At 41.4% G+C, this 20,259-nt stretch carries 17 protein-coding genes and 1 tRNA gene; 9 read left to right on the top strand and 9 right to left on the bottom strand.

Features of this window, described 5'->3' with window-relative positions:
- Positions 1-92 precede the first annotated feature (92 nt).
- The gene (locus V7K55_RS08950) at positions 93-1,682 is read left to right on the top strand and encodes a glycoside hydrolase family 57 protein (protein ID WP_334830278.1); all 1,590 of its coding nucleotides are present in this window, start codon (positions 93-95) and stop codon (positions 1,680-1,682) included.
- Positions 1,683-2,030: 348 nt separating this feature from the next.
- Here V7K55_RS08950 and V7K55_RS08945 read toward each other — a convergent pair whose 3' ends face one another.
- From V7K55_RS08945 to petC, 5 genes are all read right to left on the bottom strand, one after another.
- Positions 2,031-2,717: an SAM-dependent methyltransferase gene (locus V7K55_RS08945; RefSeq protein ID WP_334830276.1), complete on the bottom strand. Its 687-nt coding sequence runs from the start codon at positions 2,715-2,717 to the stop codon at positions 2,031-2,033.
- A 209-nt stretch (positions 2,718-2,926) separates the two neighbouring features.
- A complete protein-coding gene (locus tag V7K55_RS08940) occupies positions 2,927-3,382 on the bottom strand; it encodes a type II toxin-antitoxin system YhaV family toxin (protein WP_334830274.1) in 456 nt (151 codons plus the stop codon).
- Complete coding sequence (locus tag V7K55_RS08935) at positions 3,382-3,702, bottom strand: hypothetical protein (RefSeq protein ID WP_334830272.1); 321 nt, start codon at positions 3,700-3,702, stop codon at positions 3,382-3,384. Before V7K55_RS08935 ends, V7K55_RS08940 begins: the two co-directional genes overlap by 1 nt.
- A gap of 292 nt (positions 3,703-3,994) precedes the next feature.
- A complete protein-coding gene (gene petA, locus V7K55_RS08930) occupies positions 3,995-4,996 on the bottom strand; it encodes a cytochrome f (protein WP_334830270.1) in 1,002 nt (333 codons plus the stop codon).
- A gap of 107 nt (positions 4,997-5,103) precedes the next feature.
- Positions 5,104-5,643 carry a cytochrome b6-f complex iron-sulfur subunit gene (gene petC, locus V7K55_RS08925; RefSeq protein WP_334830268.1) on the bottom strand — a complete coding sequence of 180 codons (540 nt, stop codon included), beginning with the start codon at positions 5,641-5,643 and terminating at the stop codon, positions 5,104-5,106.
- Positions 5,644-5,871: 228 nt separating this feature from the next.
- Here petC and V7K55_RS08920 point away from each other — a divergent pair, with 228 nt between their 5' ends.
- Positions 5,872-6,180 carry a DUF3067 family protein gene (locus tag V7K55_RS08920; RefSeq protein ID WP_334830266.1) on the top strand — a complete coding sequence of 103 codons (309 nt, stop codon included), beginning with the start codon at positions 5,872-5,874 and terminating at the stop codon, positions 6,178-6,180.
- Between the two features lie 76 nt (positions 6,181-6,256).
- On the opposite strand, the gene V7K55_RS08915 is transcribed toward V7K55_RS08920, so the two are convergent.
- Both V7K55_RS08915 and tatC read right to left on the bottom strand, forming a co-directional pair.
- Positions 6,257-6,589, bottom strand: coding sequence for a tRNA-binding protein (locus V7K55_RS08915; protein ID WP_334830264.1), 333 nt, complete (start codon positions 6,587-6,589; stop codon positions 6,257-6,259).
- A 52-nt stretch (positions 6,590-6,641) separates the two neighbouring features.
- The gene (gene tatC / locus V7K55_RS08910; protein WP_334830262.1) at positions 6,642-7,436 is read right to left on the bottom strand and encodes a twin-arginine translocase subunit TatC; all 795 of its coding nucleotides are present in this window, start codon (positions 7,434-7,436) and stop codon (positions 6,642-6,644) included.
- A gap of 496 nt (positions 7,437-7,932) precedes the next feature.
- On the opposite strand from tatC, the gene V7K55_RS08905 reads away from it, so the two are divergent.
- From V7K55_RS08905 to V7K55_RS27495, 5 genes are all read left to right on the top strand, one after another.
- Positions 7,933-8,163 carry a hypothetical protein gene (locus V7K55_RS08905; RefSeq protein WP_334830260.1) on the top strand — a complete coding sequence of 77 codons (231 nt, stop codon included), beginning with the start codon at positions 7,933-7,935 and terminating at the stop codon, positions 8,161-8,163.
- Between the two features lie 71 nt (positions 8,164-8,234).
- On the top strand, positions 8,235-9,092 hold the full coding sequence (locus V7K55_RS08900; RefSeq protein WP_334830258.1) for an SDR family NAD(P)-dependent oxidoreductase: 858 nt from the start codon (positions 8,235-8,237) through the stop codon (positions 9,090-9,092).
- Positions 9,093-9,612: 520 nt separating this feature from the next.
- Positions 9,613-10,950 (top strand): P-loop NTPase fold protein, encoded by a 1,338-nt coding sequence (locus V7K55_RS08895; protein ID WP_334830256.1) that lies wholly within the window; start codon positions 9,613-9,615, stop codon positions 10,948-10,950.
- The gene (locus V7K55_RS08890; protein ID WP_334830254.1) at positions 10,920-16,052 is read left to right on the top strand and encodes an nSTAND1 domain-containing NTPase; all 5,133 of its coding nucleotides are present in this window, start codon (positions 10,920-10,922) and stop codon (positions 16,050-16,052) included. Before V7K55_RS08895 ends, V7K55_RS08890 begins: the two co-directional genes overlap by 31 nt.
- A 191-nt stretch (positions 16,053-16,243) precedes the next feature.
- Positions 16,244-16,522, top strand: a complete 279-nt coding sequence (locus V7K55_RS27495; RefSeq protein WP_442949075.1) for an endonuclease NucS domain-containing protein — start codon at positions 16,244-16,246, stop codon at positions 16,520-16,522.
- A 166-nt stretch (positions 16,523-16,688) separates the two neighbouring features.
- Here V7K55_RS27495 and V7K55_RS08885 read toward each other — a convergent pair.
- Both V7K55_RS08885 and V7K55_RS08880 read right to left on the bottom strand, forming a co-directional pair.
- Positions 16,689-16,762: transfer RNA gene (locus tag V7K55_RS08885), tRNA-Arg, on the bottom strand.
- A 33-nt stretch (positions 16,763-16,795) separates the two neighbouring features.
- Positions 16,796-17,893 carry a tocopherol cyclase family protein gene (locus V7K55_RS08880; protein WP_334830252.1) on the bottom strand — a complete coding sequence of 366 codons (1,098 nt, stop codon included), beginning with the start codon at positions 17,891-17,893 and terminating at the stop codon, positions 16,796-16,798.
- 33 nt (positions 17,894-17,926) lie between these two features.
- Between V7K55_RS08880 and V7K55_RS08875 the strand changes: the two genes are divergently transcribed.
- Together V7K55_RS08875 and V7K55_RS08870 are read left to right on the top strand one after the other, a co-directional pair.
- On the top strand, positions 17,927-18,556 hold the full coding sequence (locus tag V7K55_RS08875) for a J domain-containing protein (protein ID WP_334830250.1): 630 nt from the start codon (positions 17,927-17,929) through the stop codon (positions 18,554-18,556).
- Positions 18,557-18,649: 93 nt separating this feature from the next.
- Positions 18,650-20,191 (top strand): DnaJ domain-containing protein, encoded by a 1,542-nt coding sequence (locus tag V7K55_RS08870; protein ID WP_334830247.1) that lies wholly within the window; start codon positions 18,650-18,652, stop codon positions 20,189-20,191.
- Positions 20,192-20,259 lie beyond the last annotated feature (68 nt).

The raw sequence follows: 20,259 nt of genomic DNA, 5'->3' as shown, positions 1-20,259 counted from the left end.
CTCTTCTTACTATCCCCATAAAGTCTTAAAATACTGTTAATTTCAGCCAAACCTCTCAACCTTCAACTTACAAGTATCACCCCAAAATCACTATGTCTATCGGCTACGTCGCGCTTGTACTCCACGCACATCTACCCTTCGTTCGTCACCCAGAAAGTGACTACGTGCTGGAGGAAGAATGGCTTTATGAAGCCATCACAGAAACCTACATTCCATTATTGAAAGTATTTGAAGGCTTAAAGCGAGACGGTATCGACTTTAAAATCACAATGAGTATGACACCTCCTCTCGTGTCAATGCTGCGCGATCCTCTGCTTCAAGAACGCTATGAAGCACACTTAGCCCAACTAGAACAACTTATACAACTAGAAGCAGAACATAATGTCAATAACGGACATCTTCGTTATTTAGCCGAACATTACGCTACTGAGTTTAGCGAAGCGCGTCAGCTATGGGAAAGCTATAACGGCGACTTGGTGACAGCTTTTAAGAAGTTCCAAGACAGTAACAACCTGGAAATCATCACCTGCGGCGCTACTCACGGCTATTTGCCGTTGATGAAGATGTATCCAGAGGCAGTGTGGGCGCAAATTCAGGTAGCCTGTGAGCATTACGAACAAAACTTTGGACAAGCACCCAGAGGCATTTGGTTGCCGGAATGCGCCTACTATGAAGGATTAGATCGGATGCTAGCCGATGCTGGGTTACGCTACTTCCTCACAGATGGGCATGGCATCCTTTACGCCCGTCCCCGTCCGCGCTTTGGCACTTATGCGCCAATTTATACAGAAACTGGTGTTGCTGTCTTTGGTCGAGATCAGGAATCTTCCCAACAGGTATGGTCTTCTGAGGTAGGCTATCCTGGAGCGGCAGAATATCGAGAATTTTATAAAGATTTGGGCTGGGAAGCAGAATATGAGTATATTAAGCCCTACATCATGCCCAATGGTCAACGGAAAAATACTGGCATTAAGTATCATAAAATTACGGGGCGTGGCTTAGGTCTATCAGATAAGGCACTCTACGATCCTTATTGGGCTAAAGAAAAGGCAGCAGAACACGCTGATAACTTTATGTATAACAGAGAGCGGCAATCTGAGCATCTCTATGGTATGATGCAGCGTCCGCCAATTATCGTTTCGCCTTATGACGCAGAGTTATTTGGACATTGGTGGTATGAAGGCCCCTGGTTCATCGATTATCTATTCCGCAAGTCGTGGTATGACCAAAAAACATATCAAATGACTCATTTAGCAGACTATTTGCGAGATCAGCCAACGCAGCAAGTCTGTCGTCCTTCGCAGTCAAGCTGGGGTTTCAAGGGTTTCCATGAGTATTGGTTAAACGAAACCAATGCATGGATTTATCCGCATTTGCACAAAGCTGCTGAACGGATGATTGAAATCTCGGATTTGGAACCAGAGGATGAATTGCAATGGAAAGCCCTTAACCAAGCAGCGCGGGAACTGCTATTAGCACAATCTTCTGACTGGGCATTTATTATGCGGACAGGAACAATGGTACCCTATGCAATTAGACGGACGCGATCGCACTTGATGAGGTTCAATAAGCTCTACGAAGATGTGAAAGTCGGCAAAGTTGACAGTGGTTGGCTAGAAAAAGTCGAGTTAATGGATAATATCTTCCCCGAAATCAACTATCGCGTCTACCGTCCACTATAGTCTTCACAAAAAGTAATCAACAGCAGTAGGGTGGGCATTGCCTACCCTAAGACGTAAGATTAACGGAGAGCTTTAAGATTATTGTCTAACTTCAGTAAGCAAAAATAGGGTGAGTGTTATTTACCCACCTTAAAGGCTATCTGGATCAATATTTAATTCTCGGAGTTTCGCAGCTAATCTTTGGGCTTTCTCTTCTGCGGCTAGTCGTGCAGATGCTTCCTCTTCATGAGTTAGAAGTATTTGACCCGTAGCTTCTCACTGACTGCGACATTTGGCAGCATGGCGTTCATAATCTTCAAATCTTAGCTAGCATTGTTGCCCATTGATTGATTTGACTGCTGTTAATATTTATCCGCTAACCCTCGTCATAATCTTCAACATCTGGTTGCCCCCTTTTTGAAATTCGTAAGTAACAGGCTGAACCTTTACATCAAATCCTTGACTGGAAAACGTTTGGATCGCTGACTCAAGATAGGGTGATAGTTCACAATCAAGTTTTAACAATGGAAAAATCCTCACCTCTGGAGAGATTCTCAGAAGTTCATGAATAGATGCGATGTGAAAATCGAGTGATAACTGCTCAGAGTAAAGAAAGAGTAAATGGGAACACACACATAACCCAAATTGATTGTTAGCTAGTTCTAGATTTGGTAGAGATAGCGGTAAGTAGCGCCCTGACGTTCTACCAACTTCATAGTCCAACAAAAATTTATCCATCGCTGCTAGACGGGCATAACCAAGTTCATCTGCATCATGAAAGTTCTTCCAAATATAGCGGTTTGAATTTTGTTTAACCTGCTTTATGACTGGCTCGTAAGTTTCTAGAACTCTTTGTTTGATTTGTTCACCAGAAAACTGATAGAGAGGATCGATAGACACAACTGAATGTCCTAGTTTTGTCATTTCAGCATTGAAACTGGCAGGCCCATCACCACATCCAAGAATTGATTTGTTCAGGTCTGCATCTGATAAGGCAAACATCAGTTTGTACTCTTCAAGAGTTCTACCCCAAGGGACAACCTGATTTAATTTCACAGATAATTACCGTAAATTGCCAGCCTACTAGGGTATTTAGTCATGGAGTTGAGCTTATTTAAGTCATAACTTTGTAGTGAAAAATTGTAGCTCATTATCTGAATTATATAATTAAATACTACATGCGTAACATAATAATTTTGAATGTCATTTTTTTTTGAGATTGCCTTGCTCATGAAAGCAAAACTCAAGTTTTACCAAGCATAGTTTTAATCATCAGCATTTTCTAACTCACATTCTGCAAGTAAATTATCAATACTTTCGGGAAAATCGCCATTTTCAATTTTTTTGGTAAAAGCTTGATAACAATCTTTTTTGTCGCCTTCTTTCCGAGGATAACCTAACCAAAGAATAATAATGATTTTTGGTTCTTTAAATGCTCTAAAGAATAATCTATATCGTTCAGGTAGCCCCATTTTTTTTAGACGACTATACTTTTGCAAAGGTTTTTGTAAAGCAAAGTGACTAGCAAAAGGGTCTTGAGGAATTTTTTCTTTAATGCCAATATTCAATGCTTTTAAGAATTTGACATCTGAATGTGTAATAAATTCTTCTTTAGGTAACTCATTTTTTAAAACACGAACCCTATTACGCAATTCTACCCATTGTTTAACGAACAATGGGTAGAAAAAAATCTGCCAACCATTACAATCAAATGCAGCCATTAATCTATAACTACATCAGCCAGTAAATCATCCATTTCATCGCTCATTTTTTGAGTATAAGGAACGAGTTTAGAAGGGTTTTGCATAGCATCCTTCATGAGAAAGTCAAGAAAAAGGCTCATCATAATGCCCTCATCTCCATCAGCTTCATCAACATTATCAGTTTCTAATCTAACTAAGAACGTGTTATCAGATAGCACTTCAATATGACCTGAAGCATTAGCTAAATGGGGATAATCCTTAGAGAATGCGCGAGGTAAGCGAAACCCATCTTGATTTCCTACCTTTGCATGAGTTACGGGATAACTTTTTACAGCCATGAGCTAATTCCTCACTAGGAAGATTCTAGGCATTTAAATAGAATACCTAGACACTACAAATTTGATCTAAGAAGTTATGCTTTGTTATAACAACTGTTATAACTTACAACTAAACTATAACAGATTCAATAAAAAAAGACTAGAAGTTAATATAAGAATTTTTGATTAAGTAGATATACTTTTAAAGCAAATTGCATATAAACCTCTGAGTCCTATATGCAGACTTGAAAGCATAGTATATAAAAAAGACAGGCAAGATGCCTGTCCTACAATGAATGATTTAGCAAAGAATTTAGAAATTCATCTCAGCAGCTTGAACTTTCTCAACCTGCTTCTTCTTCAGCACAAGCATAACTTGAGCCAACATTACAAGAGCGGTGAACGCAATCATCCATTTGACTCTAGAAGAATCTTGCAGTACGATTTCTGCATCTATTTGACCGAATCCACCGACGTTGGGGTTGCTGGTCAAAGCATCACCAGTCTTAACTGCTTGCCCTTCGGAAACAAGCAGGTCTGGCCCAGCAGGAACCGTATCAACGACAACATCACCAGATTCAGGTTGGATGTTAACTAGATATTTGACATTACCATCTCCATCTTCCTCTTTGGCAATCTTGGTAATTGTGCCAGTAGCGGAAGCGTTGTAAACAGCGTTGTTGCTCTTTTCGCCAGTAGGATAAACTTGTCCGCGTCCCCGATTAGCACCTACGTGAACTGAATATTTACCGAAGTGGATGTTTTTGTCGGTTGCGGGGTTGGGAGAAAGAACTGGGAAGATAATTTCCTGATACTGTTCACCGGGTAAAGGACCGACGATGACGACATTTTCTTTGTCTTCGCTGTAGGGTTGGAAGGTTGTGTCGCCAATTTCTTCTTTAAGTTCCTCGGAAATTCGGTCTTCGGGAGCAATCTTAAAGCCTTCAGGTAGCATCAGTACAGCACCGACGTTCAAGCCAACCTTAGAACCATCAGCGCCAACTTGCTGGGCGCTCAGATCGTAAGGGATTTTCACTACAGCTTTAAATACAGTGTCAGGTAGCACCGATTGCGGAACTTCCACTTCTGTTGGCTTGGCTGCTAAGTGACAGTTGGCACAAACAATCCGCCCGGTTGGTTCGCGGGGGGTTTCGGGATAGGTTTGCTGTGCCCAAAATGGATAGGCGGCAGCTGATTGGGGAAGGGCTAGATCGCTGGTGAAGTAAAATGTCACAGTAGCGATCGCTATGAGCAATGTTTTGACGATCGCTCTAGCACTGCGAGTTAACCTCGCTTTTAAGAAAACATTTCTCATCTCTAGTAAGGGCAACGATTGAATTTAGTCATTAGTCATTGGTCATTAGTCATTAGTCATTAAGCCCTGAACAAAGGACGAATGACTAAGAACTAAGGACAAAATTATTAACTCCACCAAGGTGCATCACCGGTGCGGAAGTCGGTTTCAGTCCAAGGAGTCAAAACGATTTTGTCGTCGCTTACATTGGTATGGGCTAAAGCCAAAGATAGCGGTGCTGGTCCCCGAACAACCTTACCAGTTTCGTCATACTGCGAACCATGACAAGGACATTTAAATTTGTTCTCAGCAATGTTCCAGGGGACGACACAACCTAAGTGGGTGCAGATGGCGTTAATGCCATAATCTTTGATCGCCTCTTTGCTATCTACCACAATATAGGTAGGATCTCCCTTAAGTCCTTGGACTAGGTTGCGATCGCCTGCATTCCGGTTTTCTAGAAATTTTGCAACGCTAACATCGTTACCTAGCTCATCTTTTGCTGTTACACCGCCACCAGCACCACCAGTTGCAGGTGGAATAAAGTAGTTGACAACGGGATACAATGCACCCAGAGCTACTCCAGTGACAGTCCCAAAAGTGAGCAGATTCATGAACTGACGACGACCCATATCGGGCACGTCTGCTGATTCAGAAAATTGAGCCATAATCTACGCGCTCTTTGTGTATTTTGTTAAGCATTTTGACAAAAGTACTGTACTTGAGGAACTCTTGTCTAAGTCGAAATGCTAGCGCTCACAAGGATGCCATACTTCTTTGTTCCAAGATATATCAAGCATCTTTTCTGTTAGCATTACATTTCTTTATATCCTTATCATACTGGAGTCACGGAACTTAACATCATAACTAAATGTAAAATCTGATTGAGAAAAGCTATGACAGGACAGGAATTACGTCAGATGTTGCTTGATAAGTGGGGATATTCTTATGATGTCCAGCTTCGACGGGCGCAGGGAAAGATATTTTTGCAAGTAATGTGGAAATATTTGGAGCAAGCATCTTTTCCCTTGAGTGAGGTGGAGTACCAAGAGCATCTTGACGGCATTGCTAATTATCTTCATGCCTTGGGTGGGTCAACACAGGTACAAACATTTATTACCCAAACGCGCGATCGCCCCCGACTTGGTAAAGCTGTTAGCATTCCTCTCGATTTGGGTGAACGCTCTTCGGAATGGATATTATGACCTACTCTTGAATTAATGTTAATAAATTCAATTTCTGAGTATTTACAGTAGTTTTATCCAAAAATACCATAATGTGCTATAGAACTCTTTTCCCTACCGCTACATCTGTATCTGGCTGAATTAATACAACTTCTCCATCGTCTAAAACGACTCCCAACACTAAAACTTCTGAGATGAAATTGGCTATTTGACGGGGTGGAAAGTTAGTAACAGCTAATATCAATCTGTTGATTAATTTCTCTTGGTCATAAAGTTTAGTTATTTGGGCACTAGATTTTTTAATGCCCAAATCGCCAAAATCTATCCACAATTTATAAGCTGGTTTTTTTGCTCTAGGAAATTCTTCGACTTTAATGATTTTGCCAACATGAATCTCGATTTTTTCAAAATCACTATAGCTAATAAACATTTGGTCAAAAACTCAGCATAAACATCTTTTTAGCTATTCCCTGTAACCTATATTACTTCCCTGTGAGCTTCACCAGTCCAACACCGCCGAAATAAAGCCCTAAAACTGCTCCTGCTAAAAGACTTTGAGTTAGGGGGTCAGTAGAAGGTGTCAGAACGGCTCCTAAAACCACTGCTCCCATAATTACGTAACGCCAACCAGAAACCATCTGTTCAGACGAGACAATATTCAAATTACCGAGCAACAATTGGATGATGGGAATTTGAAATGCTAAACCAGTGCTGAATAGCAGTAGTAGCACAAATTCAAAATATTTATCAATTGACCAAAGTTGTTCGACTACATCCGCTCCGTAGCTGATGAAAAACTTCAAAGCTGCGGGGATAAGCAGTAAATAGGCAAATACTAACCCAGCGCCAAACAGTACACTCGAACCCAAAACCACAGGCCCCAGTAAACGGCGTTCGCGGCGAGTTAATCCTGGAATCACAAATTGGATAATTTGGTAAAGAATGAAAGGACTAGTAAGTACAAAGCCAGTGTAAGCTGCAACCTTGATGGAGACAAAGAAATATTCTCCGGGTGCAAGTTGGAGAAATTTTACTCCTTGGGCTGGAACCTCAAGTAGCTGGACAATTGGCTTAACGGCAAAGAAACAGCCAGTAATACCTACCGCTACGGCAATCAGCGAATAGAAAATGCGCTGTCGCAACTCTTCTAGGTGGTCGAAAAGGGACATTTCGATTTCACCTGGCAACTCATCAAGAGGATCTGTGTCTGAGTTGCCATATCCTTCTGGGTCGATGTTGGGAACGTTTACAGTATCTACGTCTTGTGAAGGCGGCATGAGTCAGCTAGTAGGCAACATTTGTAACTGAGTGCTGAATAATGAGCAAAATTTTTTACTCAGAATTTTAAACTCAGCACTCTTCATTATTTTATCCGGGGAATGCAGCTACCAAGATATGTTTTTGGATGCTGTGGGTTTTTTGTCCTGTTTTTTGGGGTTGCATCTGCATAAGTTAGTAGGAAGCCATCTTGTAGGCAATGCCTAACCTAAAAAAGGGTGGAACCGATAATTTATAAATCACGTCTCTGCGGCTAGTAGTCTGTCTAACTAGTTTTGATGGTTTGTAGTAAGCACTTTGGTGTTTAAAGAACAAGGGCTAAAATCCTTACTGCGAGATTGTCTAACTATCAATTTGAAATTGATACACTACTAGTAACGCTGGGTAAATTCACACAACATCAACATAAATAATACTCAGTTTAAAGAATCCGGTTCATCAAGGTGGCATCTATACATACATAGCGCAATCGGAAATTTTTAGCTGAGGTTGGGTATGAACCGGACAATTTGCATTGCCTTAATGGCATTGCCTGTTTATTTATACAATGTTGAGTTAGGCAATACTTATAGTAGTGACGTGACAATTGTCAAAGACGAGTTTCCCGTAATAGCTGCTCTAATTGCTTACAGTCCAAATGCCGACTCACGCATATTGCCGTGGCAAATATCGGCTAGAGATGACCAAACTGAAGATTGTCTTCGGTTTGGTACTTGCAAAGATTGATCGGAAGGAGGTAGCAGGTAGGAAATAAGTAGATGTAATTACGGCAGTCCCATCATAAAAAAAGAAAATTAATGGTTGTAGCAAATCAAGGTACAGTCGTGGTTACGGGAGCATCAACAGGAATTGGTCAAGCGTGTGCTTTGCTTTTAGACCAGTTGGGCTTCTCTGTTTTTGCTGGGGTGCGTCAAGATATTGATGCTCAAACACTTAAACAGAAAGGATCGCCAAGACTCATTCCGATTTTTTTAGATGTTACTGACGCTGAATCCATCGCAGTTGCAGTCGATCGGGTAACAAATGCAGTCGGTGGTACTGGAATTTTAGGTTTGGTGAATAATGCGGGAATTGCTGTGCCTGGGCCTTTAGAATTATTAGCGATCGCAGAATTTCAACACCAGATGCAGGTTAATGTCACCGGACAATTAGCTGTGACACAAGCATTTCTTGGTCTTTTACGCCAAAGTCGGGGTCGAATTATCAATATGGGTTCCATTGCGGGTAGGAGTCCTACACCGTTTCTAGGAGCTTACAATGCTTCTAAATTTGCCTTGGAAGCACTCTCTGATGTGATGCGGATGGAGTTACGACCCTGGGGAATCTCGGTTTCAATTATTGAACCTGGTTCTATTGCTACCCCAATTTGGGAAAAGTCTTTAAGTCAATCTGAAGTAGCACAATACGACTTACCACAATCGGCACAAAATCTCTACGGTCAAGCGATGAATATTGTCCGCAAGAAAATGCAGGTTCTCGCATCTAAGGGAATTTCTGCGGATATTGTCGCTCAGACTGTTGTTCATGCGCTGACTGCAAAGCAACCCAAGACGCGCTATCTCGTTGGACAAGATGCCAAACTCGGAGCGGTGCTAAAGCATATTTTGCCTGATAGGCTACATGACAAGATAATTTTATACTCAATGGGGTTGTAGATTCCCGATCGTCAATACTTCAGGGGTCGTCACTCTAAATACAAAGGCTGTTGTGAACAAAATCATGATTTTATTGATAAAAATCATGATTTTTGTCAAAAATCAACTCTGAACTGAAGGTAATATTTTTGTTAAAAGTCTGATTATGTAAGGATTGTAGATTATTTTTTGACAAAATTAACAGAAACTGGTTAATAACTCAAGCTGATGATGGGTTCAAGAGAGCGACAAAATTGTACCTAACAGTACCTTTTTTTGTGTTGGATATTTTTAATATTCATAAGAGTACCTTATTTAAGGTTAGAGATTTTGGCTATTTGTACTTATAGGGGTATTTCTGCTTACTTTAAACAAAATCTCAACATTACTATGTTCTACATCTAACCTGGATATAAACAATTATCCGAAATGCTGCTAGTTTAGTTAGTAGTTAGATGAAAGTAAAGCATAAATTCCCTAAAATCAATATATTTATTTAGTAAATTTTGCTATCCCCATTCTTGAGTGAACTTGATTAGTTATGCTCCTAGATTTAGAAAGATTTTATCAGGCTTGCAATCCGAGCAGACCTCTAATTATAGGAAACCCCAGCGATCGCAGGTACTATATCGATTTTGCTGCGGTGCGGGGTGGTAAAATCATCGAAGCTTTGCAGCGGACGATCGCTCGAATCTCGCCAGATATTCCCACTTGTCAGCTATTTACAGGACATCTCGGCTGTGGAAAATCAACGGAGTTGTTACGCCTCAAAGCTGAGTTAGAAGCACAGCAATTTCATGTAGTCTACTTTGAGTCTACCCATGTCTTAGAAATGGCAGATGTGGATGTGACTGATATTTTGTTGGCGATCGCCGGACAAGTGAGTGAAAGCCTAGAAGCCATGAAAATCAGGCTCAAACCTAGTTATTTTACCAAATTGTTTGCAGAACTTGTGGATTTCTTGCACACCCCAATTGAACTTGGGGTAGAAGCAGAGTTATCTGTGGGGATTGGCAAAATTACAGCTAAAGCAAAAGAAAGTCCACAATTGCGGCGGCGCTTAAGGGATTATCTGGAACCGCGAACAGCAAATATTTTACAGTCAATTAATCAAGAATTACTAGAACCTGCCAACAAGCAACTGAAAACCAGAGGTAAAAAAGGTCTGGTGGTTATTGTTGATAACTTGGATAGAGTCGCAATTCGACCTTTACCATCGGGGCGATCGCTGCCAGAATATTTATTTATTGAACGGGGCGAACAGTTACGCAAACTAAATTGTCACGTAGTCTACACTATTCCCTTAGCCCTGACTTTCTCTAACGATAGCGCCGAACTTCAACATCGTTTAGGGGGAGGAGTCGCACCAAAAGTCTTACCAATGATCCCTGTACGTCTGCGCTCTGGCGAGATTTTTCCTCAAGGGCTAACATTATTACGGCAAATGGTACTAGCTAGAGCTTTTCCAGACATTTTACCTGGCGATCGGTTAGGCTTAATTACAGAAGTATTTGATAGTCTGGAAACCTTAGATCGCTTGTGCTTAATTAGTGGTGGTCATGTCCGCGACTTGCTAGGGTTACTCTTTGACTGTCTGCGAGAACAAGATCCACCTTTTGAGCGGGAGTGTGTCGATTTGGTGATTCAAAGACAGCGAGATTACCGAGCTAATGCGATCGACCCTCATGAGTGGGAACTAATCTTCCAAGTGGTGCAACAGCAACGGGTAAGAGGTGATATAGAGTACCACACCCTATTGCGAAGTTTATTTGTATTTGAATACCGCGATCATCAGGGAGCTTGGTTTGCCGTCAACCCAGTTTTAGCAGAGACGGAAAAATTTAAATCATGGTTGAACGACACCCACAGGCAGATATAAGAGCAGCTAATGAGCGTTCTCTACGAAGTTTGGGGAGAGCAATTGCCCTTTCTAGCGGTCAATTTTCCCTAGTTTTGGTGTGCTGCAATTATCGGGTTTTGCAAGAGCTTATGTTGCAACGACTCGAAGAACTCTCTTCAGGAGTACACCAAATCCAAAAGGTAATTCTGCCACATAATGCGAGAAGCCTTTACACAAGTATTCATTTACAACTGGTAACTCTGGATAATCCGCCATCGGCGTTGATGATTTTGGGTTTAGAGTCAGTAGATGGAATCGATGATTTATTGAGGTCAATCAATCATATTCGTGATGAATTTCGCAAACGCCACCCATTTCCGATGATTTTGTGGGTAAATGAGGAAGTCTTGCAAAAGGTAGTGCGTTTAGCACCAGATTTTGCTAGTTGGGCGGCTACACCGATTCGGTTTGAGATGACAACTCAATCACTGCTGCAATTTTTGCAACAGGAAACTAATTCTTTATTTGCTACGGTGTTAGCAACTGATGCAAGACAACACCAAATCACTCAAGTTATAGAGCATTATTCCACTGTCGAGCAAGTCTGGAAACATAGCTATGAACTCCACTTTGCCATCAAAGAGTTGCACGAGCGTGGTATTACTTTAGAGCCAGAATTATACGCTAGTTTAGAATTTGTTTTTGGTCTAGATAATTATATTAGCGATCGCATTAATACAGCTTTAAGGCATTTTCAGCAAAGCTTTCAAGTTTGGCAAAATTTGGCAAAAAAAGAGAATGAGGGAATGGGGGGAGATCAGGGAGATGAGGGAGTATTTTCTTCGTCTACACCTCCATCTCCTCCATCGCCGCTACTGCTGCGACAGGGAATTTTGCTGTTTTATATTGGGCTGTGTTATTGCCGTTTAGCAGAGCAAAATCAAACAGAAAGCCGTCGCCATTGGCTCACAGCAAAATCTTATTTTCAGCAATGCTTGAATATCTTGCAGGTGGCTGGGCGTTTAGATATCGTCGCGGGATTTATTGGTCAACTTGCTGAGGTTTTGCAATATCTGCAAGACTGGGAAGAGTTGCAGACAGTTGCTCAAAAGTCTTTGGAGTTGCATCAAACTTATGGTAGTCAAATTCAATTAGCTTGTGACTACGGTTTTCTGGCGCAAGTCGCTGTGCAGCAGTCGCGGTGGGTACAGGCGAGCATTTTAGCACACGTATCACTGCTAAAATTAGCCGAAGCCCAAAAGCAGAATGACCCTTATAACTGCTTATTTCCCCTATTGCTGGGGCAAGTTTACTATTTAGTGTTGGCGAAAGCACAGCGAAATTTAAGTGAACTAGTAATCGCTCGTGAATATTTAGAAAAGGCAACAAAAGAACTACCAGCAGCCTTAGAAAACAGTTCTCATCAATACGATGCCCATCGTTATATTCGCTTATTGCGGAAACTGCGATCGCTATATTTTGAAGAAGGTCGCTATTTAGAAGCCTATTACATTCGCCAAAAACGGCGTTCTGTTGAGCAGCAGTATGGTTTTCGGGCTTTTATTGGTGCAGGGCGTTTGCAACCGCAAAGACAGGCGACAAACCCAGCATTGATGGCACCTTCTGGGAGTAGTAGCGTTGCTTTAGAAATTGCAGCTTCTGGTCGGGAACGTGATATTAATAACTTAATTGGCAGAATTAGCCGCGCCGATCAAAAGCTGACAGTGATTCACGGTCAATCGGGCGTGGGTAAGAGTTCCACTGTGACGGCGGGTTTAGTTCCAGCCCTGCAAAATCGAGCCGTTGGCGACCAAATAGCTATACCTGTGGTATTGCAAGTTTATACCGATTGGGCGCGGGAATTAGGGAAATCTTTAAGTGAGGCGATGTCTAGTGACGCATCCCTTGCCATCTACGCTGATATTAAGCCAGAAGCAGCCATTGAACCGGAGATTTTGCCTTACTCTGGCACACCCATCGCAATTGGGACAATTTTACAACAACTCAAACAAAATGCTGATAACCATCTGATCACAGTTTTAATTTTTGACCAGTTTGAAGAGTTTTTCTTTGGTTATAGCGATCGCAAGCAGAAGCAAGAATTTGATAAATTTATTAGTGATTGCCTAAATATCCCCTTTGTCAAAGTTATCCTTTCCTTGCGAGAAGATTATTTACATCGGTTATTAGACTTTAAACATCTTTCAGCACTGGAAGCGATAAATAATAATATTCTCGACAAGCATATTCGCTACCAGTTGAATAACTTTTCGCCAGAATATGCCAAAGCAATTATCCGAAAATTGACCGAGCGATCGCAGTTTAATTTAGAACCTGCTTTAATTGATGCCTTAGTCGAAGATTTATCCACAGAATTTGGCGAAGTCCGCCCTATTGAATTGCAAGTTGTGGGAGCGCAAATTCAAGATGAGCGCATTACTACATTAGAAGAATATCAGCCATATAGACCCAACAAACTTATTGAGCGATATCTTAAGGAACTGATTAAAGACTGCGGCCCTGAAAATGAACGAGCCGCCTTACTCGTTTTATATTTATTAACAGATGAAGGTAACAACCGACCGTTTAAAACTCGTGCTGAATTGACGGCACAGTTAGCAGAGTTAGAAGATGCTGGTAAATTAGAGTTAGTATTAGATATTTTAGTTAGCTCTGGTTTGGTAGTACTATTCCCTGATGTACCCGAACGCTATCAACTGATTCACGATTATTTAGTAGACTTAATTCGCTACCTGCAACAGCAGGAATCGAGTTTACAGGTACAACTAAATCAGTTGCGCTATAAAGTAGAACAAAGTAAGGCTGAAATTGAGCGACTTAAAAGCGAACTTAGCCAAAAAAAGCAGCGCTTCAAATTGGCAGATACTCATCCCCAGCAGGGATTAGACTTATTAACAGAACTGCGAGAATTACACAAGCGGGAAGAATTGAGTCAGTTACAAATTGAGCAATTACGAGCGGAACTAAAAGAAAAAGAATTAACAGCTAAACTTGCAGAAAGTCAAAAGAGACAAAGACTTAGTGAAGCTCAATTAAATCGTTCCTTGAAAATTGCCCTGACTGCTTCTGTTCTCGCTATATTAGGATTAAGTATTTCCATTGTGACAGCAGTCGATAGCGAAATTAAAACTCTTAGTGCATCGAGTGAAGCCCTCTTTGCCTCGCAAAAAGGTATTGATGCTTTAAAAGAAGGTTTAAAGGCAGGGAAGAAATTACAACAGACAGTCTGGGTAGATTCCTATACAAAAGAAGAAGTACAAACGGCACTTTATCAAGCAGTTTCTGGGTTGAGAGAATATAACCGTTTGGAAGGGCATATATCAGGAGTAAATAGTGTTACATTTAGTCCAGATCGCTCTGTAATTGCCTCAGCCAGCGCCGACACTACAATTAAACTTTGGCATCCTGATGGTAGCTTGGTTAAAACCTTATCGGGGCATGAAGATGTCGTTAATAGCGTTAGTTTCAGCCCAGATGGTCAAACGATCGCTTCCGCCAGTCAAGACAAGACGGTGAAGCTTTGGAGTCGAGAGGGTCAACTGTTTGCTACTCTATTAGGGCATCAGGGTGTAGTGAATAGTGTCAGTTTTAGCCCAGATGGACAGATTATTGCCTCAGCAAGTACAGACAAGACATTAAAACTGTGGAGTCGGGATGGTAAATTACTCAAAACCTTGCAGGGACATAATAGTGCAGTTTTGAGTGTCGCTTGGTCAACCGATGGACAAACCATTGCTTCCGGGAGTGGTGACAAGACGGTGAAATTGTGGAGTCGGGATGGTAAACTGCTCAAAACCTTACAGGGACATAATGATGCAGTTTTGAGTGTTGCTTGGTCGCCCGATGGGAAAGCTATCGCTTCTACTAGTTTAGACCAGACAATCAAACTATGGAATCTGGAGGGTAAATTACTGCGAACCTTATCAGGTCATAGTGGTGGAGTTACCAGCGTTAGTTTTAGCCGTGATGGTAACACCATCGCTTCCGCAAGTACCGACGAGACAATCAAACTTTGGAGTTTTGAAGGTGTATTATTAGGAACCTTGAAGGGACATAATAATTGGGTTAACAGCGTCAGTTTTAGCCCAGACGGTCGCACCCTAGCTTCTGCAAGTCGGGACAAAACTATTAAACTCTGGCATTGGGACGATGTATTACTGCGAAAGCCCAAAGCCGATAATGATGACTGGATAACTAGCATCAGTTTTAGCCCAAGCGATCGCACCTTAGCAGCCGCGAGTCGAGACAAAACTTTAAAACTCTTCAGTCTAGACGGTAAACTACTCCGTACATTTACAGGGCATCAAGGTCAAGTTTGGGGAGTTAGTTTTAGTCCTGATGGTAAGGTAATTGCCTCGGCTAGTAAAGATAAAACAGTGAAACTTTGGAGTGTTGACGGTAAACTGCTCAACACTTTACAGGGTCATAATAGTACCGTCTTGGGTGTAGCTTGGTCGCCTAATAGTCAAATAATTGCCTCAGCTAGTAAAGATAGAACAGTAAAACTTTGGAGTCGAGACGGTAAACTACTCAACACCTTGCAAGGACATCAAGATGCAGTGAATTGGGTAAGTTTTAGCCCAGACGGTAAATTGCTAGCCTCAGCCGGTGATGATAAAACCGTGAAAATCTGGAGTATAGAGGGTAAATTACTATACAATTTAACTGGTCATATCCGCCGGGTAAATGGAGTTGCTTGGTCGCCAGATAGTCAAGTAATTGCTTCAGTTAGTATTGATAGCACCGTCAAACTTTGGAGTCGGGACGGTGATATCCTAAATACTCTTGCGGGAGATGGCGACAGCTTCATCAGTGTGAGTTTTAGCCCCGATGGTAAGACTTTAGCCGCCAGTAGTGATGACAAAGTGAGGATTTGGAACCGAGAAGGGACATTACTAATTGCTTTGAAAGGCTATGAAGCTGAGTTAACCAGCGTTAGTTTCAGTCCTGATGGTAAGATTTTGGCTGCGGGTAGTGGTAATGGCACAGTAATCTTCCAAGATTTGGCAGATATCCAACTCGAAAATTTACTCACGCGGGGTTGCCATTTGTTACACGATTATTTGCAGACTAACCAGAAGGTGACAAAGAGCGATCGCGCCTTGTGTTCTGGTAGGTGATAGAGAGTTTGTTGCCATTCAGATTGTTAATTTCAAATGAACAATGCACACTTCACCGTATCCATAGCTTTTATTAAAAAAAAAGATTTTTATACTGACATCTAAGTAAGTAGAAGTTATGCTGTATCTAACTAACACCACAAAATAAACTATAAGCTTCAACAATAACTCTATATGACTAAGGAAGCAAAATCAGGGATTTCCTCGTAAATAATTTACATTTAATTGAAGATGGTTTAAATGCGATCCAAACAGAATTTAAATTACCAAATATTTCTGGTTCAGATGGTTTAGTTGACATCATAGCTAGAGATAAGTTTGGTCTAATAGTGATTATAGAAATCAAAACAAACAATTCTTCCGCAAAAAACGCTTCACATCAGTTATGTAAATATGTTGAATTAATTAAACAAAATTTAAATGTAGTTGATAAAGACTTGCGATGTATTCTAATTTCTACTGATGTTTAATAGAAATAACTTTAGAAAAACAGGAAATACAAAATCATCGCGCATCCACGACTTACCGATGAAGGGATTAAAGCAGCTTTGGCATTTGCTTTTCCAGCAACTACAGAAAAAAATAAAAATCCCTATGACCTGCTATTAATCAAGGTCATAGAGATTTGTTTGCTTACGGGACTGGTGCGGCTCGAACGCACGACCTGACGCTTAGGAGGCGTCCGCTCTATCCAACTGAGCTACAACCCCAACTAGGAAGCATATATGATTATAGCAGTAGTTTTAGCGAGACTGCCAAAGATTATCCCAAGAGCCGCCACCTACTTCTAAACCACAAAGAAAACTTTCCGCTTTCAAGATTATTTGAGATTTTCTCCCATTTAGTTCTCGTAACTCTAAATTTAACTTTCCTTGCATGGTGTCTCGACAACAATATTTTAAACCTTCTGCTGTAGGCGCACGCAGAGGTGTACCAGGTAAATCTGTGGTTCCTGTCAATTCAATTTCATAATTAGAATTAGTAGCTTTCATTTGCCATCTACCCCAAGGCTGAATTTCCCAGTCTACTTGTGAATTCCAGGGAACGAATTCATAAAATTTACCTTGATAGTGCAACCCAATCATCGCTACAGATTCCATCCACCACAGCACACCCCGCCGTCCACCGCCAGCAGTTAATGCTAAGTCGGGTTCGCCTTCAAAGCAATTACAATTTATCCAAAACCATTTTTGGGGAAAAGCACCACCCCAATTTTTCTCGCCGTAGGCTGGGGCGTTGGTGAATTCGTAGATTTCACCATTCCAGTCAATTTTACCACTGGCTAAACCGTGAGCCATCAAAATCTGCCATCCTGGTTCAAAAATCTGCGAGAATGAGAGCCAGCCGGCGGTTGATTGCTGAATACTATTTTTATTACCCCAACCGTATACTGGTTGAATTTCATACTCCCAACGGCAATAATTATTGGTAGCATAGTCACGGATAATTCCCTGATTCAAGGTAGCTGTAGCTTGATATCCTTCTTGAACATGATGCTCAAACTCTGCTGGTAAAAGATACAGAGGAGCAATTTGCAAATCCGTTTTACCCCAATGACCTAAACCCAGAACATCCCGACTACCCCAAAATTTCTTCACATCAGGAAAAGTCCGGCATAAATATTCATCATCTGGGCCGAGGACTTGGGCTGCACCGCCACTGTAAGGTTTACCGCCGATGGGGTCTTCAATGGAGTACATAAAGGCGAAGGTTTGCCCAATTTCCGGCAAAGTGACGCGGTAATACCAACCCTCAAAAAAGCGGCGACTACCGCCATCCCAGTGATAACCAGAATGGGGCGTTTGGGTTGATTGGAGGAAATTTAGAGGAATAGTTAACATAGTATATAGTTGCCGATTTTTTAAGTATGCGCGATGTCTAACGACAAGCCAAAACGTCTACGCTTCGATATCAATGATGCTTATGAAATTCTTGGGCTGGAACCTGGTGCGTCTCAAGCACAGGTGAAGCGAACTTACCGTAAACTGGTGAAAATTTGGCATCCCGATCGGTTTTTCGATCCAAAGCAAAAACAGGAAGCTGAGGAAAAAATCAAATTAATTAACGTAGCTTACAACAAACTCAAATCAGAAAGTCCATCGGAACCTCCCACTTCTAAAAATCCATTTTCATCTTCGCCTAAAAATCCCACAAAAATATCTGTCAATCGTTGGGATGCAGAAGCTTTCTATACTTTAGGAGTAGAAAATGCCACGGTAGGAAGATATGAAGATGCGATCGCAGATTTTACCCATGCAATTCGTCTCAATCCTCACTATGTTGACGCATATAAATATCGTGGGCTAGTTTGCTCTCAACTAGGATACGAATATAGAGCCGCTTCCGATTTAAATAAAGCTGCACAAATAGAACAAGAGTTAAGAAATCCGGGCGCTGTACGGAAAGTGCGATCGCCTAAATATGTATCAAAGCCTAGACCTCTGCTAGAAAGATTTTGTCAGGGGATTAAAAAGATATTACGACTAAATCAGCGTTGGAGATGAAAACCGCTCAGACGGCGATACCATACTTTGAGTTAGACAATACTTATACTTGGGAATACTAAGTATATTGAGATTTGCTGCTGATTTTCTAGTATGAGCGATCGCTTTGATATAAATCATGTTTACGATATTCTGGGGTTAAAACCAGGTGCATCTGTTGATGATGTCAAGCAAGCTTACCGCCAGATGGCTAAGACTTGGCATCCAGATTGTTTTTTTGAACCACAGCAAAAGCTAGAAGCGGAAGAAAAAATCAAAGAAATTAATCAAGCTTATGCAAGGTTAAAATCTTATCCGCCAAGTGAGACAAATCAATCTGCTTCTACTTCTATCAAAATAGATTTCACTCCATCCAATGCTGAAAGTTTCTATAAACGGGGCTTGGATAAAGCTCAAAGAGGAAAATATACTGAAGCAATTGAAGACTTTACCCAAGCGATTCGTCTCAACCCCAACTACTTTGAAGCCTATAAATATAGAGGGCTTGCTTGCTCGAAACTAGGATATGAAAATAGAGCCGAGTCAGATTTCAAAAATGCTATACAACTGGAACTGAAACAGAAAAAAGCAGCACCCAAACCTACATCGCCACCGCCAAAGCCAGCAACGCCGCCACCACCTGAATCACAGTCTCAACCTTCACCTTTTAAAAATGCCGCAGAACTGGAACAGAAAAAAGCACCGCCCAAACCTACATCACCACCATCAAAGCCACCAACACCACCACCTGAATCACAGTCTCAACCTTCACCGTGGAAGTGTGTACACACCCTGACTCATCTTAACTGGGTTTTCACAACCGTAATTAGTCCAGATGGGCAAACTCTGGCTAGTGGAAGTAGTGATAATACTATTAAGATTTGGCATCTCGACACAGGTAAATTACTACATCTTCTCACTGGTCATACAAAATGGGTAAGATGTATAGCCTTTAGTCCAGATAGCCAAACTCTGGTTAGTGGCAGTGACGACAGCAGCATGATGATTTGGCAAGTGTCTACGGGTAAATTACTCAACACCCTCAAAGTACATTCAACCCCAGTTTTTTCTGTAATCATTAGTCCAGATGGTCAGACTGTCCTAAGTGGCGGTAGAGACACCACTATCAAGATTTCCCATATAGATATGGGACAATTACTACACGTCCTCAAAGGTCATTCTTACTTGCTTTACTCCCTTGCCATTTGCCCAAAGCAGCAGATTTTAATCAGTGGTAGTGCAGACAATACCATTAAGTTGTGGAATTTGAAGAGTAGAAAACTGCTGCAAACTATCAACGGGCATTCAGGTTACGTGACTTGTGTCGCCATTAGCCCTGATGGACAAATTTTAGCTAGTGGCAGTTACGACCAGACTATCAAGTTATGGAACATCAGTACAGGTAAGCTAATTAACACACTTGCAGGACATCATAATTATGTTTGGTCTGTGGCTTTTAGCCCCGATGGCCAACATCTTGCTAGTGGTAGTGCAGATCATACTGTGAAGCTCTGGGATATTAGCACTGGACAAAAACTTTATACTTTGGATAACCATTCAGATTGGGTTAACTCCGTCGCTTTCAGCCCCGATGGTAGAACTTTGGTTAGTGGTAGTAGAGACATGACAATCAAACTTTGGCAATGCGATGTCTAATTCAGAATCTGAAGGTGTAGTTTACTCCTACAAAATCGCCGTTGGAAATAAGAAGCGCTATGTAGCGC

Source organism: Nostoc sp. (assembly GCF_036919895.1).
In the GTDB taxonomy this organism is placed as follows: Bacteria; Cyanobacteriota; Cyanobacteriia; order Cyanobacteriales; family Nostocaceae; genus Nostoc.
This window is presented reverse-complemented; position numbering and strand designations above follow the sequence as displayed.